This window comes from Salirhabdus salicampi (assembly GCF_024259515.1).
GTDB classification, from domain to species: domain Bacteria; phylum Bacillota; class Bacilli; order Bacillales; family Alkalibacillaceae; genus Salirhabdus_A; species Salirhabdus_A salicampi.
In genome coordinates this window covers 910,071-935,349 of sequence record NZ_JANBWE010000001.1, presented here as the reverse complement: position 1 = coordinate 935,349, position 25,279 = coordinate 910,071, and the positions used below count along the sequence as shown (strand labels likewise).

Below are 25,279 nucleotides of genomic sequence, written 5' to 3'. Positions count from 1 at the left end.
CTTTATAGCTTAAATAAAGTCATAAAATCTTGTACATTGGTATCAGCAAACTTGTCAGCGTCCATACAAAGTTGCTGAATTTGTTTATTTTGTTTTTGAGCAAAAGTAGTTGCTAAATTGGATTGGAACTTTTCAACTAATTTTGGTATTCCTTCTTCCCTTCTAAACCGGTGTCCAAGGGGGTATTCGATTTCAACTTTTTCCGTACTTGTACCATCTTGAAAATGAACTTGTACGGCGTTAGCAATGGAGCGTTTATTTGGGTCTAAATATTCCTCGCTATATCTATTATCTTCGACTACGGTCATTTTTTCCCGTAATTGATCAATGATTGGATTTTCTGCAACGTCATTCTCGTAATGATCTGCCTCTATGTTTCCAAACATTAACCCTATTGCGGTAATATACTGTATACAATGATCACGGTCCGCTGGATTATGAAGTGGTCCTGTTTTATCAATAATACGTATTGCGGATTCTTGTGTTGTTATCGTAATTGAATCGATTTCATCTAAGCGATCTTTTACTTGCTCATGTAATATCACAGCACACTCAGCTGCAGTTTGAGCATGAAATTCTGCGGGATAAGAAATTTTGAATAAAACATTTTCCATAACATAAGACCCAAGGGAACGAGCAAGTGTTATTTCTTTACCGCCCATGAGTACATCTTGGAAACCCCACCTCGGTGCAGTCAATGCAGTTGGATACCCCATCTCACCATTAACGGCCATAAGGGCTAACCTAACTGCTCTGCTAGTAGCATCTCCTGCAGCCCATGACTTTCGCGAACCCGTATTCGGAAAATGACGATATGTTCGTATGCTCGAATTATCAATCCATGCATTTGAGACCGCATTCATGATTTCTTCTTTTGTGCCACCTAACATTTGGGTCACAACTGCAGTTGTTGCGACTTTAACAAATAGGACATGGTCTAACCCTTCTCGATTTAAGCTGTTTTCTAAAGCTAAAATCCCTTGAATTTCATGTGCTTTAATAGATGCGATTAACACATCTTTCATTGTTAAAGGCTCTTTCCCGTTACGAATATGTTTCCGACTTATATAATCCGCTACAGCTAATATCCCACCTAAGTTATCAGAAGGGTGCCCCCATTCGGCCGCTAACCATGTATCATTGTAATCTAGCCAACGAATCATCGTACCAATATTAAATGCAGCCTGTACCGGATCCAACTCATATGACGTTCCTGGTACTCGACTTCCATCTTCAACAAATGTGCCCGGAACAATTGGACCTAAATGTTTTACACATTCAGGATAACTTAATGCGAGAAATGCACAACCTAAACTATCAATCAGTACATACCTAGCTGTGTTCAGAGCTTCCTCACTTGTAATCTCCTTGTTTAACACATAATCTGTAATTTCTTCTAATACAAAATCATACTTATTCATTACCTCAGCCCTTTCTAAAAATCTTAACTATTGATTTCCTCACCATGTTCCCCAACTAACTGTTTCTTCTTTTTATTTTGAAAAACGGGGATATATAATGAAAATACGGTTAAAACAACGAGAGATAATGTAATCGGCCTTTCTAAAAAAATCATTAAACTACCATTCGAAATCGTGAGTGATTGTCTAAGTGATTGCTCCATCATCCCACCTAAAATAAAAGCTAATATGAAAGGCGGAGCCGGGAAACTAAACAATCTCATTAAATAACCAATTACTCCAAATGCTAATAGAAGGTACAAATGGAATGTATTAAAACTAACCGAATAGACACCAATTAGACTAAACACTATGACTAGTGAAATTAACATTGGTCTTGGTGTTTTTAACACTTTCGCAATATAAGGAATTAACGGTAAATTTAATATAAGCAAAAAAATATTTCCGATATACATACTAGCGATAATTCCCCAAAAGATTTCCGGTCTGTCAGTCATCATTTGCGGACCTGGTTGTAATCCCATTACTAAAAATGCACCTAACATAACAGCCGTAGTACCCGAACCTGGAATCCCAAGGCTTAATAGAGGTACAAAAGAACCACTAGTCGCTGCATTATTGGCAGCTTCCGGTGCAGCTAATCCCTTTACAGAACCTTTCCCGAATTCATCCTTATCCTTTGCTATCCGTTTTTCCGTGATATATCCAATAAAGGATGCTATCGTTGCACCAGCACCAGGAAGGACTCCAATAATAAATCCAAGAATAGATTGTCTCCCTGCAGGTCCTCTTATATCCTTATAGTCTTCTTTCGATAGCTTTAAACTGCCAATGTTCTGTTGATCTTGTATAGTGCGATCATGTCTACGTAGTATAAGGGATGCCACTTCTGCAATGGCAAATAGCCCAAGTGCTATGATTAAGAAATCAATACCTTCTAACAGACTAGCATTTCCAAATGTGAAACGCGGTGTTCCTGACTGTGCATCAATACCGACTGTTGCAATGATAAATCCAACAGTCGCAGCAATTAAAGCTTTCACATGGGAACCGTCAGATAAGCTGGATACTGCGGATAGTCCTAATAACATGAGTGCAAAATATTCAGGCGGACCAAAGGATATAGCCACTGCTGCTAAAACAGGCGCAAATAACATTAATAAAATGACACTAATCGTACCACCCACAAACGAAGAAATCGCTGCAATTGCGAGCGCTTTCCCAGCTTGGCCCTTTTGCGCCATCGGATAACCATCGAATGATGTCGCAACGGTTCCGGAAATGCCAGGCGCATTTAATAGAATTGAAGACGTCGATCCTCCAAATACTGCACCGTAATATACGCCAGCCATCATGACTAAGGCCATTGTTGGATTCATTCCGTATGTAATCGGAATCATGATGGCGATTGCACTAATAGGACCTAATCCTGGCATCATACCTATAAAGGTCCCTACAAAAACACCAATTAAAACGAATAAGATTCCCTCTAAACTGAATGCAACTTGAAAACCAGATAAAATCCCTTCAATAGAACCCATCGTACTCCTCCTCCCCTAGAGCGGTAATATTCCTTGCGGCAACGATATTTGTAAAAGGTACGTGAATAATGTATAAATCGTTATCGGAAAAAGTACACTTACTAAAATATTTGCCTTCATATTTTGGTAACCGAGAAATCTGCTACAGAAAAAGAGGAAAAGGACAGTCGTTATTACGAACCCAATAATCTCCAACAAAAAGATATAAAGAAAAATAAAGGCTACAACAGCTAATAAAACGGCTACCTCTTTTTTAGGTATGTTCCGTTGCGCTTTTTGTTCAGCTGTTTCATGATCCTTCGAAATAAATAGCAGGATACCTAAAAATACTAGAAGCCACCCTAAAAATTTTGGCACGACGTCTGCATCAATCAATGTATACGCATATGAAGGTAATTGATAACTAAGGATTAAATAAACAGCAGCAAAACTTATAACAAATAACCCTAGCTTTCGGTTTGTTGTAAGTTTCATCATCTCACCATCCTATCTATGATGCTTACATATGGAAATAGAGAATCAACGGCGAACCGCCGTTGACTCTCCTAATTTATCATTCTACTTAATTGCCTAATCCTAATTCATCCAATATTTCCTTAATCGCTTGTTTTTCATTATCTAAGAATGTTTTATACTCGTCACTATCCATATACATTTCGTCCCAACCATATTGAGCGCGAATATCTGCAAACTCATCAGAATCGCTTAATTCTTTAAATTTAGCTTCATAGTAAGCTCTTACTTCATCATCCATGTTAGGAGGACCGAAGAAACCTCTCCAATTCACAAATGTTTCATTGATTCCTTGCTCAACAGCTGTTGGGAAATCAGAAATTACATCTCCTTCTAATCTTTCCCCTGCCGTTACGGCTAGAACACGAATGTTTCCTGCTTCAGCTTGCTCTACTGTTTCAGCTAATCCAGTAGAGTAAACGTCTACACTCCCGTTTAAAAGTGCTGTCATCGCACCACCATCTTGGTCAGACACGTATTTGATCTTCGTAATGTCGACTCCAGCTGCTTTCGCTAATTTTACAAACTGGATATGGTCCATACTTCCAGGAGACGACTCACCTACAACAGTGATGCTCTCTGGTGCGTCCTTCAGGTCTTCAAATAATTCATTCAGATTGTTCCATTTTGCATCTTCTTTAACTGCAAAAGCACCATAGTCAGCAATAACGTTTGCAATCGGTGTGAAATCTTCATGACCATATTGTGACTGACCGTTTAATGGAACTAACAAGATTGGTGAAGAAGAAACAAATAGGTTATACGGGCTTCCTTCTTTACCTGCGATATATGCCCAACCTACTGCACCTCCACCACCAGGCTTATTCACAACACCGATGTCTTGGTCAATAATACTTGCTTCTTCAAATACTTTCGCAGCCATACGAGCCGTTGTATCCCAGCCACCACCGGCTCCTGCTGGTGCTACAATTTCAATAGACTGTTCTGGTTCCCATGTTTCATTGCCATTGCTATTTCCATCACTATTTCCGCTATTATTTCCATCCCCACTCGTATTGTCGTTGGAACAAGCTACAGCAAACATTAAAATCATAACAAACAAAAATGAAAGGAACTTCTTCATTTCTTTTCCCCCTTATTTATTTCAAATATTTGAAAAACTTCTATCAACTTAAGTTTAGTTGGACACGTTATTTATGTAAACGTTTTCAAAATAACGTGTTTTTCTGCAAATAAAATACATTTTGTTCATTTTGTTCACGGCCCTAAGTATTTGTATAAATCCAAAATAAGATTTATAATAAAAAAATTCAGAATTGTTTAAGGAGGATAAAAATGACAGAGGAACGAAAACCGATACCACCACTTTCTATGTATCAAATAACTGCCATGCTCTTTAGCCATTTAGAAAAATCAATAACCACTTCTTTTGGCGATAAAGGAAAAAATCTAATTCGATTAGGATTAAAAAGATTTGGATATGAAGACGCCTATCGTATTGCTATACAAGCAAAAAAAGAGGGGGAGGAACATCGTTTGTTCGATTACATTCCAGAGGACCGAACTGAAATAAGACATCACGATGTTACGATATATGGACAAATGGCAAAAATGTTTGCGCAAATCACGAAAGCCATAGTAGACGAATTTGGTGATGAAGGACAAAATGCTATCCGGGAAGGAGTTCGTACCTTTGGTGAGACACGCGGGAAAGGAATTGCCACAAGGGCAAGCCATTTAGGAAAACGAAATACGATTGATCATTACTTATCCAATTATGATATGGGACGCAGCGAGTTATTTGAGTTCGAAACGTTATTTAAGGAAAATGTCATCGAACAAACATTTACTAAATGTCCTTTCGGTCAACAATGGGCTGACGACGACATGCATGAGTATGGTATTTTATACTGTGAAATGATTGACCCATCTATAGCAAAAGGATATAACCCCAATTTTGAAGTAGAGCACGACAAATACGTTCTTAAAGAAGGGGTTTGTCATTTTAATTTTAAACTAGAAGATAAGTAAGAAAAAAAGGTGTTATTACAACACCTTTTTTAATAAATTTCGTATTTTCTTTCTGGCCGTCCAACAATTCCGTACTCAAGTTCTGCTTTTCCTTCTCCAGTTGAGATTAAATATTCAAGGTACCTTCTTGCTGTTGTACGTGATGCCCCCATTTTTTCTCCCATTTCTTCAGCTGTAATCCCTCGAGATTGTTTACGAAGAATTTCTTTTACTTTATCTAATGTTAACGGGTCAATACCCTTCGGTGTGTTATCGAGGGCGTTATTTTGGCTATACCCTAAATATCCATCAATCATCCCTTGAGTCACCTGTTCCTGCTTAAACAGTTGTACTTTTTCTTTATAATTTTCAATAGTACGGACAAACCTGTCTAATGTGACAGGCTTTATGATGTAATCCATAACACCGTGACGTAAAGAATCCGCAACTATGCTCCCTTCCGAGACAGCTGTTATCATAATAACATCAGTATTTGGGTGCTCTTGTTTAACCGCTTTCAGTATGTCTGTCCCTAGCATATCCGGCATAAAAATATCTAATATTAATAAATCCACTTCTTTGTTATGTAGCAGGTGTAATGTGTCTTTTCCATTCAGTGCTTTTCCTACAACGTAAACTCCGTCTATTTTTGATAAAAATTGTTCATGAATATTAGCCACACGGAAATCGTCCTCTGCAATTGCTACTCGTACCATGGTACAGTCCCCCTTCAGGCCGATATTCCCATCTCTTTTGGGATGTATACGGAGAACACCGCTCCTCCTTCTTTCTGGTTCTTCACCTCAATATTTCCATTTAAATCTTCTACAGCCTTACTCACATTTGTTAAGCCATAGCCCCTATTTTTCAATTCCTTCGTTGAAAACCCTTTCTCAAATATGTTCGGGATTAATTCATCCTTAATGCCGTTGCCGCTGTCGGATACTTCAATGATAATATCTTTGCCTATATCAGTTATGAAAAAAGTTACAACTCTCTCTTGTGAGTCCCTTACAGCATCAAATGCGTTATCGATTAAATTTCCGATAATAACGATTAATGAAGTTACATCAATATGTGTCGGAAGTTTCTCTATCGTACTATTAACATCAATTGCAAATGAAATTTTCTTCTCTGAAGCTTTGCTAACTTTTCCTAGTAATATTGCTTGAACAGCTCTATCTTCAATTTGTTCAAACAGAATACGGTTTTGAATTCCAATACTATCATATTCCTTTTGGATTAGTTGAACAGCTTCATCATAATGACCTAATTGAAGCATACCGGATATAACATACAGTTTGTTTGTGTATTCATGAGTTTGAGCTCTTAACCCTTCAGAATATTTATGAACCTCAAATATCGTATTAACCATTTCTTTAATTTCTGTTTTATCTCGAAAGCTGGCTACGACACCCACCACTTTTCCCTCTTCAATGATAGGGGTGCGGTTGACGATGACGAGACGATCTCGTAAAGTAATTTCTTCATTCTTTTGGCTTTTCCCACTTTGTAACACTTCGTGCATTTTTGTATTCGGTAAGTAATTTTCAATAGGTTGATGTAAACAATGATTATTTAATCCTAACATCTCTTTCGCTGATTTATTCATCATCGTAATATTACCCTGCTTATCTATTGCGATTATACCTTCCTTAATAGAACGTAATATCGCATTCCGCTCTCTAAATAACCGGGCAATTTGCTGAGGCTCTAGACCCAATGTATCTTTTCGAATACTTTTGGCTAGCAAAATACTCCCTATTACACCTATTAACGTAACAAAGATAGCTAGAAAGAACATATCCCACAATTTATTTATGATCGTAGTTTGAATATGCTCTATCAAAAACCCGACAGATACAATTCCAATGATTTCACCATGCTCATCAAATATTGGTGCTTTCCCTCTTAACGAAGGCCCTAAGCTTCCAACCGCTTTCGAAGTATAATACTCCCCACCTTCTAACGCCCTTTTATTGTCGCCACCTACCATCTGCTTCCCGATTTTATGTTCCTCCGGGTGGGCATAACGAATGCTGTCCTTGTTTCCGATGACGACGAATTCTGCTCCTATTTTCTCACGAACATCTTCCGCTAACGGTTGCAGTACAGACGATGGTTCTTCTAATGAGAAAGCGTCGGAAACTGAAGGCATAGAAGAAACAGTTGTTGCAACACGCAATGCTAACTGACCCATATGCTCTTCTACTTGCTTCGATTCAATATAAGCAAAAATTGAAGTTAAAAGTAAAGTAACCAATAAAATTAAACCAACAATTAACACAATGATCTTCTTCTGTAACGTTAGTTTCACTGTTTATCTCCCCTACCCCCGTAAGCGTATACAGTCTTGATACAAATTTATCATAATCTTTAGGCTAATTGCACAACTATTATATAGTTAATTTTGTTAGAAGCGTACTGAATAAGACCTTTTCGTAATATATATGAACATAACAATCTCACATAGGAGGTGTCCATATGGTATGGTTTTTTGCCTTTATCGTAGCTGTTTTGCTTATTTCATGGATTATTGATATAAAAAAGAAAAAATATCAAAATGTGAATGATCATATTAGTAGTCCAGTAGTGGCTAAATCGAAACCTAGTGATAGTTCAAATCAAACGAACATGGACTTTGACGAGTAATAAGAAAATATATTTTATGACTCATCATTAGTTCTTAAGATGGGACGTACCAGTTGGTAAACGTCCCCTTTTAACTTTAAATGTTTAGAATATAGATCGAATTAATTGCAAGAAGTTGAAACATCCAGAGAGATTTCTCTCCCATTTCCCCATTGTTATCACCTTTCTTTAATAAATGGTAAAAGTAGTTTCTTCGATTACCCATGTGTGACTTCAAATAAAAGCGAAGCACAGACATCTTCTACCTTTCCCCATTCAATTTACGTACTTCGGATGCAAAATGACGATTTAACCATGTATATATCTCAATAGACAGTTGAAAATAAAAGAAATCCTATTTTCAATACATTCCTGTTCGCATTCATCTTTATAAGTGTTATCTGAGATGTTACCAACTATTATTATCTCGAAATACTTTTTTCAGATCTTATAATATCGTTGTCTGACTTATCTGTTTGTTTAAACCAGTAATTTTAACGTGTTTCCATTCCATTCGTCTGTCTTCATTCAGCCTCATTTTTCAAAGATACTATTATTAAATAATAATGGTTTGTAACATTCTATATATAAGTTGACAACCGGTATCCGTTGCCTTATCATTGCTAATTGCGAATATTTTAAGAAAATTAGGAGGAATATAATTTGGACAGCTTAGAAAAGCAGACAAAGCGTGACCAATGGGGCTCACGAACAGGTTTCATACTTGCTGCTATGGGCTCGGCTGTAGGGTTAGGAAACATTTGGAAGTTCCCTTACGTTGCGGGCGCTAATGGTGGCGGTGCGTTTTTATTTCTATATATTTTATTTGTATTACTTATTGGAATTCCAGTTATGCTTGCGGAATTCTCCATCGGTCGTAATACACAGCGGGATGTCGTACACGCATTTCAAAAGCTAGCACCAAAAAGTCCTTGGGTTTTAGCTGGTATTTTGGGTGTTGTAGCTACATTCTTTATTTTATCGTTCTACAGTGTAGTAGCTGGTTGGACCCTTAACTATATTGCTCAATATACAGTTGGAGGCCTAGGCCAAGCAGCGAACACAAATTACGGTGAATATTTTTCACAGTTTATTTCACATCCATTAATGCCCATTTTTTGGCAGACGATGTTTATGATATTAACCGTTTTATTCGTGTACAAAGGAATTAAAAACGGAATTGAAAAGTTAAATAAGGTTCTTATGCCGACACTTGCCGTTTTAATTGTCGGGCTTGCCATATATAGCCTTAATTTAGACGGAGCGATGGATGGGTTGAAATTTTTGTTCCAGCCTGATTGGTCTGTGTTAAAGGATCCATCTGTTTATTTAGCGGCATTAGGACAAGCTTTCTTCTCACTAAGTTTAGGTTTAGGTGCATTAATAACATATGGAAGTTACTTATCGAAGGAAGAGAAACTACCAAGTGCATCACTAACCATTGCATCGTTAGACACCGTTTTTGCTATTATAGCTGGTTTACTCATTTTCCCAGCCGTATTTACGTTTAACATTGAGCCAGGAGCAGGTCCAGGTCTTGTCTTTATAACACTACCAGATATATTCGGGAACTTTGCTTACGGTCAATTTGTCGCGATAACATTCTTTTTCTTATTAGCTGCAGCAGCACTTTCCTCAGCTGTTTCGTTATTGGAAGTTACAGTTGCATTTGTTATCCGTCAACTAAAATGGACGAGAGAAAAAACAGCGATATTTGTCGGTGTACTCGTTACATTAGTCGGTATCCCATCCTCTTTAAGTCTCGGAATTTGGTCAGAGATAAAGTTATTAGGTAATCTTAACATCATGGATAGTATCGACTATGTGGCATCTAACATCTTCCTACCTTTAGGTGGGCTACTCATCTCCATGTTTGTCGGTTGGGGTTGGAATAAACGCGATGTCTTAAGTGAAGTTAATTTCCAAACAAATAGTTTAGGTACACTATGGTTAATTTCATTACGATATATAACACCTATTGCGATTTTCTGTGTTTTACTATATTCCCTAGGTATAATTTAAGGAGCCCGATGGCTCCTTATTTTTTACGTAATTCCTCTATTTTAGCATCATAGTTATAACCATTTTTATAAATTGACATAAGTTGGACACCATCAATGTCCAGTTCAATACGGTTGTTATCCGTTAGGAAAACACCAAAATAAACAAATGTATTAGGAAATTGGGCTTTTAACTGTCGTATAAATTCTTTCTTTTCACTAGTTTCATGAGCTGTATGACCGAAAACGAAAGCGGCTTGTACTTCGTCACAAATAGTTTGCTCACTTTTTGCTTTAGGTTGTATCAAAGCGACATCAATTTCATCTGATAATTGTTCATGAGCATAGTCCATATGAACACGATAATTGTTTTTCGAAAATCGATGATCTACCCCTATTAACTTTCTCATATGGAAATAAAAAGAGTGCATGACATCTACTTCTCTTAGTATATACCCAAAGAGAAGATCATTTAAAACCGATTGTTGCCAAACTTGCTCTACTAAACTATGTATTAGTTGAATGCAATCTTCAGAATCATTCTTTACTTGACGAGAATATTGATTCACCTTGTGCAATTGGGCTTTTTTTTCAATTTCAAATGTTAATTGTTCTTCAAAATTCTCCGTAGATTGTTGAATGTATTGCTCGATATGAGACCATGTTTTTAACTGATCGTCTCGAATAATGTTCGATAAAATATATCCAGCAGTACCGCTACGAATTGAAAGATTCGGGAATAGCCGAGTAACTTCTTGATTGTTCCCTACTTTCTGTGTCCCTCTTATACCATACACTTTTATCTCAACTTCATCATTGTTTGAAGGTGCAGTATAACGCTTCCTTTCCCAATAAAGCGTAAACTCATATGTAACCGGATCCCCATCCTCACTGATGACATTTTTCATTTTCGTTGTAATTTCTTTACTCTCTTCTATCTTTTCTTTAGCATGTAATTGCTCATTACTGGTTTTAGCTGGATTAGTAGGTATCGTCTCAGTGGAAACTGGCCCTTTAAGATTTGCCGCTTCTTCATAGATCTCTTTTAACAACTGCTGGCCCTCTTCATCGTAACGCCGAACACTCCCACCTAATTGTTTGGCTATCATATTATACTCATATCTAACTTCTTTAGGGTTTCCTTTTTTAATAAGATATTTATCGTCACCATTCCGGATCCATAAAAACGATATGTCAGTTTTAGATTGTAACTCTAGGTGATAGTATGGTTTATCTTGTAGCACTGACCTCACAACCCTTTCTTTTTTCGAAAAGTTTTCTATAATTCTTAACACATTTTACCACATCTTCGCTAATTCGTAATAAAAATAAGGTTATGGAGATCTCCATAACCTTAACTCTTCGTGTTTCGTTTTTTAGCTCTTTGTTCTAATTGTGATCTTGGTTGTTGATCTGCTACGTCCTCAGACAATCCCTGGGGATTAACACTTGAATCAACTTTTCCTTTATTACTTCTTCTTTCCTTTTTCAATGTATGAACACCTCCACGGTTTATTGTGCCATTGAAAAAGGAATTTATTTAAACGACCTTCGACTTCTTTATATAATCCGTTAGTTGTTCCTTAGGAATAGGCGGACTATAATAATATCCCTGAACATACAGGACTCCTTCAGATTTGAGAGCCTGTAGCTGTTCTTCTGTTTCTACTCCTTCTACTATCGTCAATAATTCCAAATCTTTAGCCAATTGTAACATTCGTCTAAGAATCGTACTGTTTTTCTTATCCTGTACGATATCCTTAATAAAGGAACGATCTATTTTCAAGACATCTAACGGGAGATCATGTAAATAAGTTAAGGAAGACAAACCTGTTCCAAAATCATCTAATGCAATTTGAATTCCTAAGCCTTTCAACTGTTGTAATATAGAAATCGTATTTGAAACGTTTTCCATTGCCGCCGTCTCTGTAATTTCAAACTTGATTTGACTTGGGTTTACTTGTGTCTCATCTAAGATATTGGAGATCATATCAACTAAATAATGATAATAAAACAATTTTGATGATAAATTAATGGATATAATGACATCTGGCCAGTTTTTAGCATCCTCACAAGCTTTCCGTATAACCCACTCTGTTAAATCCTTAATTAATCCATTATTTTCTGCAATAGGAATGAACCGATTGGGGGGCAACATAGCCGTACTGTTGATGTTTCCACCTTATAAGTGCTTCTACTGCGTGGATTTTATTTGTCTCTACATTGAGAATAGGTTGGTAATGGAGGAAAAATTCTTCTTCTTTATTTGCTTGTCGCAAATCAGCCGACAGCAAAATTTCCTCTTCTACATTCTCGCTTAACTCGTCATTGAAAAACTGATAACCATTTTTCCCTTTGTTTTTCACATTATATAAAGCACGATCTGCATACTTAATAAGATCATCCGCTGTTTTGCTATGATATGGATACAGTGAAATACCAATAGATGGGGTGACAACAATTCGTATATTCTCTACTTCGATTGGTTTGTTAAGAACGTCAATAATGTTATCAGCGATTTCAATAACGGTTTCTTTCGTTACATCTTTCAGCAAAATAACAAATTCATCTCCACCAAACCTGCCCATAACATCCTGTTCCCGGATACACGTTTTTACAATTTGGACCAGTTTCTGTAATAACTTATCACCTACATTGTGCCCAAATGAATCATTCACCCATTTAAATTGGTCGCAATCAAAATATAAAACGGCTAATGTTTCATTTCGTCTTTTTGCTTTTTGAATTACTCGTTTTAGTTCATATTCAAAATATTGCCGGTTGGGAATTTTCGTTAGCATATCGTAATACGCCATATCCGTTAATTTTTGTTCATATGTTTTTCGATCCGTAATATCCTTTGAGGATAGTACAATACTACGTATTTTTTTATCTTTCCCTACAATTTGAGTAAGGTTTGTTTCTAACCATATCCATTTCCCCTCTGCCGTATACTGCCGATATTCAATACTATTTGCTTTTTCATTGTACTGTTTCAATCCACAATTTATACTTTGTAATACTCTCCCAACATCTTCCGGATGAACCGTCGATATCCAAAAGCTATATTGCAACATCTGTTGTAATTGAAAGCCTAAGGCTTGTTCATATGATGGTGTCAAATAAATAATTTTTCCGTTGTCATCTATTTCTGCTACCATATCACTGGAGTGAGTAGCAATTAGTTCGTACCGTTTTTGACTATTTGATATGGCAAGTACACTTTTCCTATGGTCTAGTGTTGAGAATATAACTGAGATCGTAATTAATCCTAACGAAACAAGAGACACTTGTGCTGTTAAGAATTCTGGGTGAATAATGAAACTACTCCACGCAGTATCGGGGTGAACAGGTTCTTTTGAAATTTCAAACCCAGCCATAGCCGTATAATGCATTCCCGAAATAGCAAGTCCCATCAAAATCGCACTCGGTAAAATAAATGGACGATAGATTTTACCGCGATTGTTTAATTTTGATAGTAAAAGGAGTGCAAACGTAGATGCTACAATAGCTATGACAAAGGCAAGTGTTATATGATGAGCCGTGTGTTTCGTGTTAAAAGGAATGACCATTGCCTCCATACCAATCATGTGCATAACAGTAATACCAATCCCCATCAAAAATCCAGAAAGAATATACTTATATAAAAATTGGTTAAATACAACTGTTGAGTAAAAGGCGGTAAAAGATGTACCAACAGCTAATAACAAACTGAGCAATGTTAAAAGGCCATCGTATAAAATGGGAACGTTAATATCGTAAGCGATTAGACCAATGAAATGCATGGACCAAATCCCAATGCCCATTGTAAATGAGCCAATGATCATCCAAACTATTTGATGTCTTGTTTCCTTGTAATGTTGTACACGGTCGTTAATCGTTATTGCTGAATATGAGGCAAATATGGCGATTAAAATAGATAAAATTACCTCAGCCTGGTTATATGAAATGTCTATTTCACTCACAATGTTCTCTCCCTTTTAAGCGATATAAAAAGACAACTGCCCTTAAGTCGACAGTTGTCTTCTCATAAGAGGCGACCCGGCGATCATAGATAACATCTTTAGACCCGTAGTTTTGCGTCCCAGCATTTCTACTGGTTTGCCATTTTTCTCTATATTTAACCTTCTAATAATCATTACACAACAGACTTTATCTTTTGGATAGATTTTACCATCGAATTCATATCTAGTTCTTGCAACTTATGTGACACTTTCTCGATATCCATATCCCATTTTGCCGCTTCGAGGGAACAGTTAACAGGAACGTCACAATAAATTTTTGCTAGTTTTCTAGATAAATGTAACATTTCAAGGTGTTCACTTACTTTTTTTCGGACTCCATTTGGCAATTCGTCCAAATGTGCTAACATATTTTCGACGGTATGGTACTGGTGTAATAATTTAAGTGCGGTTTTTTCACCTACACCTTTCACACCAGGATAATTATCACTTGTATCTCCCATCAACCCTTTTAGATCGACAATTTGCGTTGGTGAAAGATTCTTTTCCTCATGAAAGTTTTGGGTGTTATACACTTTATAATTCCCTTGACCTTTTTTCATAATAGCTACTTCTACTCGCTCATCTACGAGTTGTAATATATCTTGATCCCCAGTCAAAATAAGCACATCATGATTAGTCCGATAAGATTCACTTAAGGTGCCAATACAATCATCAGCTTCATAGCCTTCCAAGCCAACATTAGGAACCCCAAAAGATTCCACTACATCTTTAACTAAATCAAATTGGGGTATCAATTCTTCAGGTGGTTCTGCGCGATTGGCTTTGTAAGGCTTATACAACTCAGAACGGAATGTTCGACTTCCCATATCCCAACAACAAATAACATGGGTCGGTTGAAACGTCTCGATTGCATTTAAGAAATATTTCAAAAAGGCGTAAATGCCATTTGTCGGCATACCTGTACTTGTTCTCATATAATTGCCAGAATAAGAGGTGGCAAAGAATCCTCTAAAAAGTAAAGCCATCCCATCTACTAACATTACTTTATCGTTATTATTCAATCGATTCGCTTCCTCTCTTTAAAAATCTACTTATTTATTGTAACACATGTCCGCAGTAAGAAGGGAATGTATAATTGTCCATGAACATTTGTAAAAAAGCAAAAAACAGCCATCCAATAATGAGATGGCTGTTTTCGTTATTGCAGATAATCTGGGTTTTGTTTTGAATGACCTTCCTCTATTTCGCTGAAAATATTTTCGTTGTTAACCTTAGGACTATAATTGGTCATGATTTTTTTAAACTCTCCGACTGTTAATGGCTTTGCATCATCGATTAATTCATACCCAATCTGACCATTTGGTTCTAGAGTAGCAACTTTTACATCCGCAATTTTGGTGATGCCTAGTTGTCGTAATCTCATTTCCAACTGATCAACAGTGAAACGTAACTTTTTTAAGTTTTCCACGTTTACACTACCGTTTTCAATGATGACTTTTGATTTGCCTGTAATAAACTTCTCTACAATATTAAATTTTAATTGTAAATATTCCATTATAATTAGTGTTCCAATAAAAATTGCTGATGCAACAAGTGTTCTCCATACACTCGTTTCAATGATTGGTTGAATAATTATAGAACCGATAGAAATCATTACTACCGTTTGGGCCAATGTCATTTGGGAGATCGATTTTCTTCCGGCTATACGCAATAGAAGAACTCCTGCAATAACAAGAAGCAATGAATTCCAAACTAAGCTCATGTTTTCACCTCTTTTACTTTCTTTAGTTACATATATTTTTTTCTTATTTTTGGTAAACATTCATGACTATTTTATTTTTTTGCATATAATTATATTTCATAAATTTAACACTTTTACAGTTAATTAAGGAAAGTGACTTACTCTATTTATCCAAACATAAGGTTATATTTTGCATATGGTATATTGAATACTTTAATAAGGGGGAAGAAAGAATGGGAATGCCAAATATCGATGATATCGAACCAAAAATTGACCTTGATGATGAAGAGGTCGTCAATCTTCTATTAAGCTCTATTGCTTTAGAAGAAATTAGCCTTTCTCACATCATGAACGCAGAAGGAGAAAAGTTGCAAAAAGCCATTAAAGGCAATTGCGACTGGAAAGATTTAATGAAAGTTAACGACAATGTTAACGACATGCTTAAAACAATCGTAAAAAAACAAATTTTATTACAGTTCAAATTTGATAACGTATTAGATTTAGTAGATAAGCAAAAAGGAAAAGGGAAAAAGTACTAAAGAATAAAAAGAGACTGATCAATATCAGTCTCTTTTTCCATTATGAAGTCGAAATAACTTCATTCTATTTTTTAATTGTTCAGCTAATGTAGTTAGTTCCTCTGCACTACGTGAAATTTCCTCCATTGAGCTGCTTGATTGCTGTGATGACGCTGCTGTCTGCTCAATTCCAGCGGCCGCCTCTTCTGCAACAGAGGCTACTTCCTCAATAGATTGATTCATATCATTGCTACTACTTAAAATATCTTTTAAGTTTGTCGAAATCATTTGAATTTTTGGAGCCATTCCACTTATTGCTTCATTTATATCATCAAACGTTTTACCTGTTAAGGATATTTGTTTCGTTCCTTCATTTACTTCATCATAACTTTTTTGTAAGGACTCTACGACTACTTCAGATTCAGCTTGGATGTTATGAACGATATACGATATATCTTTTACAGAATAGGTTACTTGTTCAGATAATTTGCGTACTTCATCTGCAACTACGGCAAATCCTTTACCATGTTCACCTGCTCTTGCTGCTTCAATCGCTGCGTTCAATGAAAGTAAATTTGTTTGGTCGGCAATGTCTCGAATTACTTGAATTAACTGTGTTATTTGTTGAGTTTGTTGATCTAATCCATGCACCTTCTCGACAGCATCCCGAACAATCCGATCTATATTATTCATTTGTTCAACAGAGGAATTCATTAATTTTGTGCCTTCACTACTATTAACCAGTACTTTTTCAGATGTAGTTGCAATCATTTGTCCATTCTCTTCCACTTGTTCAATTTTATCATGTAATGTTTCCATGACATCCCGTAGGTGAGTTGCACTACTTGCTTGGGCTTCCGATCCTGACGAAAGTTCTTGCATCGTAGAAGCGATTTGACGACTACCTTCCTTCACTTCTTCAGCTGATCTCGTTAATTCATTACTTTGACGAGATACTGTCTCTGCTGCCTTCGATACGTTATGAATAATTTCATGTAAATTAGCTTTCATATCATTCATAGCCATTGCTAATTCACCTATTTCATCTTTCGTGTTCACTTTAATTGTCGTGGACATGTCTCCTTTTGCTAACCTTTGCGTAGAATGAACAAGTTGTTTTAATGGTTTGATGATAATGTATTGAACAAAGATTGATAACACAGCTGTGGAGATACATAATGTAACAACTGTATTCACGAAAACACCAATTTGTCCACTTATATATTGACCAATCAATTTATTTAAAATCGCCGAAATGGGCGAACTTATGAGTAAGCTAATGATAATGGTTATAGTAATTTTAAAACGGAGACTTCGTTGGACACTATTTCTAGTAGATGTGCTTTCCAAGTTCACCTTGTAATCTTCCATATGTATCCTCCTCTAATATACTACTCTATTTATATATTATGACATGGACGAACCTAGAATACTACTATATCATGACAGTTCTTCTAAATTAATTCTATAAAATGCGACTGTGAAAGTTGCTCCCGATTATTATCCAATGATATGATAACAAATAAAAACTACGACAAGGAGAATGACAGATGGGTAAAGAACTAGAAAAGGCAACATTTGCAGGTGGATGTTTCTGGTGTATGGTTAAACCTTTCGACGAGTGGGAAGGTATCGAGGAAGTTGTCTCCGGATACAGCGGAGGACATATTGATAACCCTACCTATGAGCAAGTAAAAACCGGAGAAACAGGCCATTATGAAGTTGTGCAAATTACATTCAACCCAGAGCTTTTCCCATATGAAAAACTGTTAGAAATTTATTGGCAGCAGATTGATCCTACTGATGATGGTGGTCAATTTCACGATAGAGGACCTCAATATCGTACAGCCATCTTCTATCATAATGAAAAGCAAAAACAATTAGCAGAACAAACAAAACGTGAAATAGCAGAAAGCGGGAAATTTAACCAACCGATTGTGACAAAAATATTACCTGCAGCACCTTTTTATCCTGCAGAAGGATATCATCAGCATTTTTACAAAAAAAATGAAACAGAATACTTAGAAGACCGTGCGAAATCTGGTCGTGATCAATTTATTGAAAAACATTGGGAAAAATAACGAACGAACCCCTCCTTTCTATAGACACGTAGAAGGAGGGGTATTTATTATCTTTATTTAATGCTACCAATGATGTTTACTGGTGATTGAATATAGTTCCTAAGATTCGTAACTTGCGATCTTGGTAAGGATATGATTACACAGGTTGAGAAGCCGGCAGATGCCTGAAAATCTATTTCTCCCTGTCCTTCCAATAAAATCTCTAAATTTGTTTCAACCGTAAATCGATCTAATTCATGTTGTATTCCTTTTGCACCAACTGGGAATATATCATGCACATAGGGCAATTTGTGTATCAAATTTATCTCACTTAATGAAATAATATCCTGATCATCAATATTCACTTTGTCATGGAGATTACACTTAGGTTTCCCGACAACAGCAAGTACATCTCCATGTTCAGTTCTAGCTGTTTGAAAATCCTTAATATTTACCAAACCTAGAACCGTAATACCAATCCCTGTTTGAATCGTTGGTATATAATCTTCCGTACTACAAGAAAATTGTATATCGTCCGTAATGCCTGACTCACAAACATAATCTTTAATCGCTTCAGATATTTTCTTCCCTGTAGGGTCAAATTCTACTGTTAATGATTCATTTATATAAAAAGGTTTTCCGCGTAGCGCAATTATTTCAAATAAAGGATCACGTACTGCAAATTGCGCAATACTTTCTTCTGGAACATTGACGAAGTCAGCTGCCTTATTCCCCATTCCAGCATTAGAATGGCAAGCAATCATCAAGTATTGCTCCTTATTCATTTGAAAAAGGGTTACATCTCGAATTTTCTTAAGATGGTTTTCAGGGTCTTTTATTGCCATCATTGTTTACGCTCTCCATTTCATAATTTAAAGTTTTTAACACGTAAGCAGCAGGTAAATTATACTAGTTTCGTAATATAAAGTAAAGAATTTTCCGAACATTCTACATTTAAAAAAAGTCCACATCACTGTGAACTTTTACATTTTATCTGTATTCTCATTGGCTGTCGTATAATGGTAAGCTAATCGAAAAAGTTGTCCCTACTCCTTCTTCACTATTCACCTTAATTGAGCCTCCATGATGTTCTATTAATTTATAAGTAAGCATAAGTCCTAATCCGGTTCCTTTATCCTTCGTTGTATGAAATGAGCACCCTAACTTGTCAAGCATATGTTCTGGAATGCCACATCCATCATCGATAATGTCCAAAATAATCATTTGTTCTTTTACTGTAGATTGAATGTTTATGTTTCCGTTTTTATCGATTGCTTCGATCGCATTTTTAATCAAATTAATAAAAACTTGTTTGAGTTGTGTTGACTCGCCAAGTACGTAAATATGGTCCAGAGTTGGTTCCCATTGAATATTAATGTTTCGATTTAACGTGTGTCCATTCATTAATAAAACAACTTCACTTATGAGCTGATTGATATTTAAAGGTGCAAGTGTGTCTTTCGGTTTTGAAAAGGATAGCAAATCATTCGCAATTTTTTCCATACGATTTATTTCTGCTTTAATAATTTTAATATAGTCGTCCTGTTTTATCGTACCTGCCTCCATCAGTTGAAGAAACCCTTTTATAGATGTAAGTGGATTTCTCATTTCGTGAACGACCCCTGCACTTAACTCCCCTATAATGGCAAGTTTTTCTGACTGTTTTAATCTTTTTTCCGTTTCAATTTGATCGGAGATATCTCTTATGTAAGAAATGAGACGCTTTTCTTTGATTACCTTTGTAAGCTTTAATTTGTTTTCGACCCACAAGTATTTACCATTCTTTAGTTTAAATCGGTAATATATCGTTTTTGGGCTTCCCCGTTCTTCCATTTCCAAATAAGCTTTTTTTATTTTTTCAACATCATCATCATATATGTACTCAAAAATGGTTTGTCCAATCAGCTCTTCCCTTGGGTAGCCGAATACATCCTGACTCACTGGAGATATATATGTCCAAGTTCCATTAAACAGTTGTTCACTTACTACATCAGACATGTTCTCACTTAACATGCGATACTTTTGTTCGCTTTTTTTCAAAGCGTGTTCATAACGTTTTCGAATTGTTATATCACGGAGGTATGCTAAGGCATATGTATGGTTTTCGTATAAATAAGGAGTAAAATACATTTCTACATCTATGAAAGTTCCGTCATTTTTTAGTAATTTCAATTCTATTAAATCTGTTGTTTCTTTATGGTAGATAACTTTTTCAAGGTGGTACTCGAAAAGTTCATAATCCTCCGGATGTATAAAGTCCTTCCATTGAAAATCAGCACCTAAGTTCTGTCCAATTATATGGAAGAAATAAGAGTTGGCATAGATAATTTGTTGTTTACTCATAATTAAGATTCCGCTTAGAACTTGATCAATGATTTGCTCAAAATTCATTGGATCACTTATTGTTGTATTGGTAGTAGGTTTGACAAACATGGCCTTTTCCTCCCTAAGTCACATACATATGCCTCTATTTCTTTACCCTCTCCGTTTTCTTTTAAAACATATGCTCAATTAATTTTTTCAAATACGACAAAAGAACTCGCAATAAGACAAAGACTACCTATCTATAGGTAGTCTTTTTGTACTATTTATTCTCCTGCTAAAACACGAATGAACTCTTTCATGTAATCAGGTAAATCTGGTGGCCGGCGACTTGATACGAGATGGCCATCTACGACTACAGGCTCATTAACCCATGTAGCTCCTGCGTTCATCATATCATCTTTAATTCCAGGCGTACTCGTGACCCTTTTACCATGTAATATATTTGCAGAGATTAACACCCAACCCGCATGGCATATCTGCCCAATCGGTTTCTTCTTTTCATTCATGGATTTTACCATGTTTAAAACAGAATCAAAACGCCTTAACTTATCTGGCGACCATCCCCCAGGTACTAATATCGCATCATAATTTGAAGGGTTAATTTCATCAAAGTGATAATCTGATACGACAGGGACTCCATATTTTCCAACGTATGTATGATTCGCTTCCTTACCGACTAAATGTACTTCTGCCCCTTCCTCACGAAGACGAAGCACTGGATACCATAATTCCAAATCCTCAAAATCATCGCTTACAATTTGAATGACTTTCTTACCTGTTAACTGTCCCAATGATAAACCTCCAATTCTAAAGACGAACAAATCGAATTCTGATATACTGTAATGGCTTGTACACCATATTGAATCCATTATGACATATTGAAAAAGGAGTTGTCTCCCATGTTGTTTATTATTATTTTATCCATTTTTATCATTATTATCATCTTGGCGTTAAGTTTAATGGCGATATCAAAAGGTTACTCATACGAGCATACAATTGACCCATTACCTGATCAAAACGAAAACGATCAAATTGACTAAGCTATTGAACGTCTGTTTCTTTTACTTTCGCACGTAAATGCTCTATTTCTTCAAGTAAATCTTGAATCATGTCATCACTTCGTTTTAAGTTTTCATGTAACAATGTAATTGTATCTTCCTCCCACTCAAACGGGTTCCCATTTTCAGGCGTAATCGGAAGATCCTTATATATGTCTCCTTCTTCTTTATCCGTTGGCTTAAAATATACCGCCACTTCACAACCGTTATCACCCACTGCAATTCGTTTTCGTAGACTGACCATCCCATAGCCAAACCTTCTTGCTGCCATACCACCAAATACACTTGACGTCATTTTACAAAGGTGAGGAGCTTCTTTTACCGCTTCACCAAAAGGACAGCCAGTAGCCTTTACAACCACATGGTCTGGATGTACTTCTTTGATTGTGAAATGGCCACCGATTGAGTTTTTCAAATCGACAATAATATCCGCGTATTTTTCGACAGACCAATCTTCGCTTTTGTCACTATAAAATGACTCTATCCATTCACCTTGTCTGATGCCCAATTGCCTAATGTACTCCTCAGCAGTGCTACCAATGGTTCTCTCGTGAATCTTTGCGTATTGAGTAATTAACTTTATCAAAAAGCGTATGCCTGACAATGATTGTTCTTGCATGGTAATCTCCCTCTTTTCGTATACCGAAATTCTATTAGTCTTTTACCCTAACATTCGAGTAAATAAACTAATTTTCATATATTTATGTAGAAACATCTATACGAAAGTATTGGCATAAGTGTGACTTTTTTCGTTACCATTCGTCTACGTAATGAAACCGTTTCGAAAGGAGTCATTTATGAGAATATATGTTATTATTTTAGCAGGAATTTTTTTGATTGGATGCCAGGAAACCGACCCTACAGATCAAGTAGGCGAATCCTCATACGATGCGCCTGAACAGCAGACTCATAAAAAGGAAAACGCGAATTGGGAAAATGGTCAAAACAACGTAATTCATGAAGAACGTAAAGTTATGTATCATGGTAATGTTACGATGTCTGTTCACAATGTTGAACAATCTATGAAGACTATTACATCATATGCAAAAGATTATGATGGATACATAACCGAATCCTCAAGGATGACTACTGATCAACAGCTGTATGCTAACATTCGCGTTAAAATTCCAAATAACCATCTACAATCATTTTTACATGAACTAGATGGTATAAGCAAGGATATTGTCAGGCAACAAATACGCGGTCAAGATGTAACAGAAGAATATTTTGATCTTTCTTCACGTTTAAAAGCAAAAAGAACAGTTGAAGAGCGATTATTAACATTTATGAAAGAAGCAGATAAAACCGAAGATTTATTATCGATTTCCCGTGAATTAGCTCATGTACAAGAAGAAATAGAGCAGTTGGAAGGGCGAAAACGGCTGTTAGAGAATCAAATAGATTTTGCAGAACTGTTTATTGAGCTGAAAGAATCTTCCACCTCCCTAGAGGTGAGCCAGGAAAATCTTAAAACACCACAAAAGATAAAAAATGCGTTTATTCAATCCATTAATGTTATAGCGAAAATTCTTTCTTTATTTGTGATCGTTGTAATTGGATTCTCACCGATCCTTCTATGTTTAGCAACTGTTATTTTCCTATGTTGGATTGGCTACAAACGAAAGACTCATCAACGACGTAAAAAAGATTCATAACAAGCGAGCATCAAAATGCTCGCTTGTTCTTGGTTATTCTGATTGTTTTACACGTTTCGCAATGTCTACAGTACGTTTGGCTTGATGCTTCACCGCACTTTCCACATCTTCAATCATATTCCCATCTTGGTCAACTGATACACTTGTACCGTAAGGATTACCACCAGCACCAAATACGACTTGGTCTGTATATCCAGGTGTTACAACAATAGCACCCCAGTGATACATTGTCGTATAAAGAGAGAGAATCGTTTCTTCTTGACCTCCATGTGGATTTTGGGCTGAGGTCATGCCACTCACAACTTTATTCATTAGCTTTCCTTCAGCCCATAGACCTCCAGTACGGTCTAAAAATTGCTTCATTTGGGCTGGTAAATTTCCGAATCGTGTTGGCATACTGAATATAATCGCATCTGCTGTTTCTAAGTCTTCCAGTTGTGCTTCAGGAACATCCTTCGTAGCCTCCACATGCGCTTTCCAGGCCGGGTTAGATTCGATTGCTTCTTTCGGGGCTGTCTCAGGTACTTTCAATATCTTTGCATTGGCTCCTGCAGTTTCCGCTCCTTGTGCCGCCCACTGAGCGAGTTGATAGTTTGTACCCGATGAACTGTAATAAATAACTGCTAAATTTACATTGGCCATCTCTACAAAACCTCCTATATATAGAAATCAACTATAGGATTGTCAGTAAAATGGTTTCTCATACATGAAAAAGCCCCCTATAGGAGGCTTCTTAGCTTTTCAGGCCTGCTTCCAGGTCTTCAATTAAGTCTTCTGCATCTTCTAAACCTACAGAGATTCGAATCAAACCGTCAGTAATACCAAGTTCCTCACGACGTTCTTTTGGAATCGAAGCATGTGTCATTTTCGCCGGTACAGAAATTAAGCTTTCCACAGCACCTAGACTTTCAGCCAAAGTAAAATATTTTACTCTATCAAGTACTTCATCCGCTTTTTCTGCACTTCCTACATCAAATGAGATCATACCACCGTATCCAGTTGCTTGATTTGTATGAACATCGAAGCCAGGGTGGTCCGGTAAGCCTGGATAGAACACTTTCGATACTCCACTGTGTTCGTCTAAATAATTAGCAATCTTAATAGAATTTGCTTCTATTTCTTCCATTCGAATACCCAATGTCTTTATTCCACGAATTAACAAATACGCATCCTGGGGTCCTAGAATTCCACCAGCTGAGTTTTGAATAAAGTGTAGTTCATTACCAAGTTCTTCTGAATTTACAACTACTAAACCGGCAACAACATCACTATGACCACCTAAATATTTGGTTGCACTATGAAGGACAATATCTGCACCAAATTTTATTGGATTTTGCCAATATGGCGTACTGAAGGTATTATCTACAATAAACAATAAATTACGTTGCTTTGCTAATGTCGATACCGCTTTTAAATCGGTAATTTTTAACAACGGGTTTGTCGGTGTTTCAATGTATATTGCTTTTGTATTCGGCTTAATAGCCTTTTCGATTTCGTCTACAGAACTCGTATCTACAAACGTTACTTCAATGTTAAAACGATTTAAAACTTTAGATACTACACGATAAGTTCCACCATACACATCATCGGTCATAATAACGTGATCATTTGCTGAAAACATCATAAAAATAGATGTTATAGCAGCCATTCCTGAACCGAAAGCGAATCCACGCTCTCCCCCTTCAACATCTTTTATAAGTTCTTCTAGTGCATGCCTAGTCGGGTTACCTGTTCGGGAATATTCAAACCCCTTATGTTTTCCTACTGCGTCCTGTTTATATGTGCTCACTTGATAGATTGGGACATTAACAGCGCCTGTTTGTTCATCCCCGGTTATTCCACCATGTATTAGTTGTGTTTTCTTTCTCATATGACGACCT

The 25,279-nt window shown here is 36.4% G+C and carries 26 protein-coding genes and 1 riboswitch; of the genes, 7 read left to right on the top strand and 19 right to left on the bottom strand.

From position 1 onward, the window contains the following. Positions 1-2: 2 nt before the first annotated feature. From NLW78_RS04945 to NLW78_RS04930, 4 genes are all read right to left on the bottom strand, one after another. Entirely contained in the window at positions 3-1,421 is a 1,419-nt protein-coding gene (locus NLW78_RS04945; protein ID WP_254495874.1) for a bifunctional 2-methylcitrate dehydratase/aconitate hydratase, read from the bottom strand. 23 nt (positions 1,422-1,444) lie between these two features. Next, on the bottom strand, positions 1,445-2,962 hold the full coding sequence (locus NLW78_RS04940; protein WP_254495873.1) for a tripartite tricarboxylate transporter permease: 1,518 nt from the start codon (positions 2,960-2,962) through the stop codon (positions 1,445-1,447). A gap of 15 nt (positions 2,963-2,977) precedes the next feature. Further along, positions 2,978-3,436 (bottom strand): tripartite tricarboxylate transporter TctB family protein, encoded by a 459-nt coding sequence (locus tag NLW78_RS04935; RefSeq protein WP_254495872.1) that lies wholly within the window; start codon positions 3,434-3,436, stop codon positions 2,978-2,980. An 88-nt stretch (positions 3,437-3,524) separates the two neighbouring features. Further along, entirely contained in the window at positions 3,525-4,559 is a 1,035-nt protein-coding gene (locus tag NLW78_RS04930; RefSeq protein WP_254495871.1) for a tripartite tricarboxylate transporter substrate binding protein, read from the bottom strand. A gap of 212 nt (positions 4,560-4,771) precedes the next feature. On the opposite strand from NLW78_RS04930, the gene NLW78_RS04925 reads away from it, so the two are divergent. Beyond that, on the top strand, positions 4,772-5,467 hold the full coding sequence (locus NLW78_RS04925) for an L-2-amino-thiazoline-4-carboxylic acid hydrolase (RefSeq protein WP_254495870.1): 696 nt from the start codon (positions 4,772-4,774) through the stop codon (positions 5,465-5,467). 29 nt (positions 5,468-5,496) lie between these two features. Here NLW78_RS04925 and NLW78_RS04920 read toward each other — a convergent pair whose 3' ends face one another. Beyond that, a complete protein-coding gene (locus NLW78_RS04920) occupies positions 5,497-6,162 on the bottom strand; it encodes a response regulator transcription factor (RefSeq protein WP_254495869.1) in 666 nt (221 codons plus the stop codon). A 14-nt stretch (positions 6,163-6,176) separates the two neighbouring features. Next, the gene (locus tag NLW78_RS04915; protein ID WP_254495868.1) at positions 6,177-7,763 is read right to left on the bottom strand and encodes an ATP-binding protein; all 1,587 of its coding nucleotides are present in this window, start codon (positions 7,761-7,763) and stop codon (positions 6,177-6,179) included. Positions 7,764-7,930: 167 nt separating this feature from the next. Here NLW78_RS04915 and NLW78_RS04910 point away from each other — a divergent pair, with 167 nt between their 5' ends. Beyond that, positions 7,931-8,098 carry a hypothetical protein gene (locus NLW78_RS04910; RefSeq protein WP_254495867.1) on the top strand — a complete coding sequence of 56 codons (168 nt, stop codon included), beginning with the start codon at positions 7,931-7,933 and terminating at the stop codon, positions 8,096-8,098. Positions 8,099-8,740: 642 nt separating this feature from the next. Beyond that, positions 8,741-10,099 carry a sodium-dependent transporter gene (locus NLW78_RS04905; RefSeq protein WP_254495866.1) on the top strand — a complete coding sequence of 453 codons (1,359 nt, stop codon included), beginning with the start codon at positions 8,741-8,743 and terminating at the stop codon, positions 10,097-10,099. A 16-nt stretch (positions 10,100-10,115) separates the two neighbouring features. Here NLW78_RS04905 and NLW78_RS04900 read toward each other — a convergent pair whose 3' ends face one another. The 6 genes from NLW78_RS04900 to NLW78_RS04875 all read right to left on the bottom strand — a co-directional run bounded on the left by NLW78_RS04900 (position 10,116) and on the right by NLW78_RS04875 (position 15,804). Continuing rightward, a complete protein-coding gene (locus tag NLW78_RS04900; RefSeq protein WP_254495865.1) occupies positions 10,116-11,321 on the bottom strand; it encodes a hypothetical protein in 1,206 nt (401 codons plus the stop codon). Between the two features lie 110 nt (positions 11,322-11,431). Continuing rightward, positions 11,432-11,569 carry a small, acid-soluble spore protein L gene (sspL, locus tag NLW78_RS04895; RefSeq protein WP_254495864.1) on the bottom strand — a complete coding sequence of 46 codons (138 nt, stop codon included), beginning with the start codon at positions 11,567-11,569 and terminating at the stop codon, positions 11,432-11,434. 48 nt (positions 11,570-11,617) lie between these two features. Further along, complete coding sequence (locus NLW78_RS04890) at positions 11,618-12,232, bottom strand: EAL domain-containing protein (RefSeq protein WP_254495863.1); 615 nt, start codon at positions 12,230-12,232, stop codon at positions 11,618-11,620. After that, positions 12,195-14,042: a diguanylate cyclase domain-containing protein gene (locus NLW78_RS04885; RefSeq protein WP_254495862.1), complete on the bottom strand. Its 1,848-nt coding sequence runs from the start codon at positions 14,040-14,042 to the stop codon at positions 12,195-12,197. The genes NLW78_RS04890 and NLW78_RS04885 overlap by 38 nt, the downstream gene beginning before the upstream one ends. Positions 14,043-14,109: 67 nt before the next feature. Next, a riboswitch (cyclic di-GMP riboswitch) is annotated at positions 14,110-14,193 on the bottom strand. Positions 14,194-14,215: 22 nt separating this feature from the next. After that, a complete protein-coding gene (locus NLW78_RS04880; protein ID WP_254496094.1) occupies positions 14,216-15,082 on the bottom strand; it encodes a 5'-3' exonuclease in 867 nt (288 codons plus the stop codon). Between the two features lie 158 nt (positions 15,083-15,240). Continuing rightward, entirely contained in the window at positions 15,241-15,804 is a 564-nt protein-coding gene (locus NLW78_RS04875) for a DUF421 domain-containing protein (RefSeq protein ID WP_254495861.1), read from the bottom strand. A 212-nt stretch (positions 15,805-16,016) separates the two neighbouring features. Here NLW78_RS04875 and NLW78_RS04870 point away from each other — a divergent pair, with 212 nt between their 5' ends. Then, a complete protein-coding gene (locus NLW78_RS04870; RefSeq protein WP_254495860.1) occupies positions 16,017-16,322 on the top strand; it encodes an alpha-helical endospore appendage domain-containing protein in 306 nt (101 codons plus the stop codon). Positions 16,323-16,346: 24 nt separating this feature from the next. Here NLW78_RS04870 and NLW78_RS04865 read toward each other — a convergent pair whose 3' ends face one another. Next, on the bottom strand, positions 16,347-17,672 hold the full coding sequence (locus tag NLW78_RS04865) for a methyl-accepting chemotaxis protein (protein WP_254495859.1): 1,326 nt from the start codon (positions 17,670-17,672) through the stop codon (positions 16,347-16,349). A 179-nt stretch (positions 17,673-17,851) separates the two neighbouring features. On the opposite strand from NLW78_RS04865, the gene msrA reads away from it, so the two are divergent. Further along, the gene (gene msrA / locus NLW78_RS04860) at positions 17,852-18,382 is read left to right on the top strand and encodes a peptide-methionine (S)-S-oxide reductase MsrA (RefSeq protein ID WP_254495858.1); all 531 of its coding nucleotides are present in this window, start codon (positions 17,852-17,854) and stop codon (positions 18,380-18,382) included. Between the two features lie 53 nt (positions 18,383-18,435). Here msrA and NLW78_RS04855 read toward each other — a convergent pair whose 3' ends face one another. The 3 genes from NLW78_RS04855 to NLW78_RS04845 all read right to left on the bottom strand — a co-directional run bounded on the left by NLW78_RS04855 (position 18,436) and on the right by NLW78_RS04845 (position 21,477). Continuing rightward, positions 18,436-19,209: a hypothetical protein gene (locus tag NLW78_RS04855; RefSeq protein ID WP_254495857.1), complete on the bottom strand. Its 774-nt coding sequence runs from the start codon at positions 19,207-19,209 to the stop codon at positions 18,436-18,438. 154 nt (positions 19,210-19,363) lie between these two features. Next, complete coding sequence (locus tag NLW78_RS04850) at positions 19,364-20,794, bottom strand: PAS domain-containing sensor histidine kinase (protein ID WP_254495856.1); 1,431 nt, start codon at positions 20,792-20,794, stop codon at positions 19,364-19,366. A gap of 155 nt (positions 20,795-20,949) precedes the next feature. Further along, complete coding sequence (locus tag NLW78_RS04845) at positions 20,950-21,477, bottom strand: type 1 glutamine amidotransferase domain-containing protein (protein ID WP_254495855.1); 528 nt, start codon at positions 21,475-21,477, stop codon at positions 20,950-20,952. Between the two features lie 108 nt (positions 21,478-21,585). On the opposite strand from NLW78_RS04845, the gene ytzI reads away from it, so the two are divergent. Beyond that, positions 21,586-21,726, top strand: a complete 141-nt coding sequence (gene ytzI / locus NLW78_RS04840) for a YtzI protein (protein WP_254495854.1) — start codon at positions 21,586-21,588, stop codon at positions 21,724-21,726. Position 21,727: 1 nt separating this feature from the next. Here the strand turns inward: ytzI and NLW78_RS04835 are convergent, their stop codons facing one another. Then, complete coding sequence (locus NLW78_RS04835; protein WP_254495853.1) at positions 21,728-22,363, bottom strand: methanogen output domain 1-containing protein; 636 nt, start codon at positions 22,361-22,363, stop codon at positions 21,728-21,730. A 178-nt stretch (positions 22,364-22,541) separates the two neighbouring features. On the opposite strand from NLW78_RS04835, the gene NLW78_RS04830 reads away from it, so the two are divergent. Continuing rightward, positions 22,542-23,399 carry a DUF4349 domain-containing protein gene (locus NLW78_RS04830; RefSeq protein WP_254495852.1) on the top strand — a complete coding sequence of 286 codons (858 nt, stop codon included), beginning with the start codon at positions 22,542-22,544 and terminating at the stop codon, positions 23,397-23,399. Between the two features lie 33 nt (positions 23,400-23,432). Here NLW78_RS04830 and wrbA read toward each other — a convergent pair whose 3' ends face one another. Then, complete coding sequence (gene wrbA / locus NLW78_RS04825) at positions 23,433-24,041, bottom strand: NAD(P)H:quinone oxidoreductase (protein WP_254495851.1); 609 nt, start codon at positions 24,039-24,041, stop codon at positions 23,433-23,435. A 91-nt stretch (positions 24,042-24,132) separates the two neighbouring features. After that, positions 24,133-25,269 (bottom strand): bifunctional cystathionine gamma-lyase/homocysteine desulfhydrase, encoded by a 1,137-nt coding sequence (locus NLW78_RS04820; protein ID WP_254495850.1) that lies wholly within the window; start codon positions 25,267-25,269, stop codon positions 24,133-24,135. Between the last annotated feature and the right edge of the window lie 10 nt (positions 25,270-25,279).

What these genes read in the sequence shown, in the direction of transcription:
- NLW78_RS04945 (WP_254495874.1), bottom strand. Translation starts at nt 1,421, where the DNA reads ATGAATAAGTATGATTTTGTATTAGAAGAAATTACAGATTATGTGTTA.
- NLW78_RS04940 (WP_254495873.1), bottom strand. Translation starts at nt 2,962, where the DNA reads ATGGGTTCTATTGAAGGGATTTTATCTGGTTTTCAAGTTGCATTCAGT.
- NLW78_RS04935 (WP_254495872.1), bottom strand. Translation starts at nt 3,436, where the DNA reads ATGAAACTTACAACAAACCGAAAGCTAGGGTTATTTGTTATAAGTTTT.
- NLW78_RS04930 (WP_254495871.1), bottom strand. Translation starts at nt 4,559, where the DNA reads ATGAAGAAGTTCCTTTCATTTTTGTTTGTTATGATTTTAATGTTTGCT.
- NLW78_RS04925 (WP_254495870.1), top strand. Translation starts at nt 4,772, where the DNA reads ATGACAGAGGAACGAAAACCGATACCACCACTTTCTATGTATCAAATA.
- NLW78_RS04920 (WP_254495869.1), bottom strand. Translation starts at nt 6,162, where the DNA reads ATGGTACGAGTAGCAATTGCAGAGGACGATTTCCGTGTGGCTAATATT.
- NLW78_RS04910 (WP_254495867.1), top strand. Translation starts at nt 7,931, where the DNA reads ATGGTATGGTTTTTTGCCTTTATCGTAGCTGTTTTGCTTATTTCATGG.
- NLW78_RS04880 (WP_254496094.1), bottom strand. Translation starts at nt 15,082, where the DNA reads ATGTTAGTAGATGGGATGGCTTTACTTTTTAGAGGATTCTTTGCCACC.
- NLW78_RS04875 (WP_254495861.1), bottom strand. Translation starts at nt 15,804, where the DNA reads ATGAGCTTAGTTTGGAATTCATTGCTTCTTGTTATTGCAGGAGTTCTT.
- NLW78_RS04870 (WP_254495860.1), top strand. Translation starts at nt 16,017, where the DNA reads ATGGGAATGCCAAATATCGATGATATCGAACCAAAAATTGACCTTGAT.
- NLW78_RS04865 (WP_254495859.1), bottom strand. Translation starts at nt 17,672, where the DNA reads ATGGAAGATTACAAGGTGAACTTGGAAAGCACATCTACTAGAAATAGT.
- msrA (WP_254495858.1), top strand. Translation starts at nt 17,852, where the DNA reads ATGGGTAAAGAACTAGAAAAGGCAACATTTGCAGGTGGATGTTTCTGG.
- NLW78_RS04855 (WP_254495857.1), bottom strand. Translation starts at nt 19,209, where the DNA reads ATGATGGCAATAAAAGACCCTGAAAACCATCTTAAGAAAATTCGAGAT.
- NLW78_RS04850 (WP_254495856.1), bottom strand. Translation starts at nt 20,794, where the DNA reads ATGTTTGTCAAACCTACTACCAATACAACAATAAGTGATCCAATGAAT.
- ytzI (WP_254495854.1), top strand. Translation starts at nt 21,586, where the DNA reads ATGTTGTTTATTATTATTTTATCCATTTTTATCATTATTATCATCTTG.
- NLW78_RS04835 (WP_254495853.1), bottom strand. Translation starts at nt 22,363, where the DNA reads ATGCAAGAACAATCATTGTCAGGCATACGCTTTTTGATAAAGTTAATT.
- NLW78_RS04830 (WP_254495852.1), top strand. Translation starts at nt 22,542, where the DNA reads ATGAGAATATATGTTATTATTTTAGCAGGAATTTTTTTGATTGGATGC.
- wrbA (WP_254495851.1), bottom strand. Translation starts at nt 24,041, where the DNA reads ATGGCCAATGTAAATTTAGCAGTTATTTATTACAGTTCATCGGGTACA.
- NLW78_RS04820 (WP_254495850.1), bottom strand. Translation starts at nt 25,269, where the DNA reads ATGAGAAAGAAAACACAACTAATACATGGTGGAATAACCGGGGATGAA.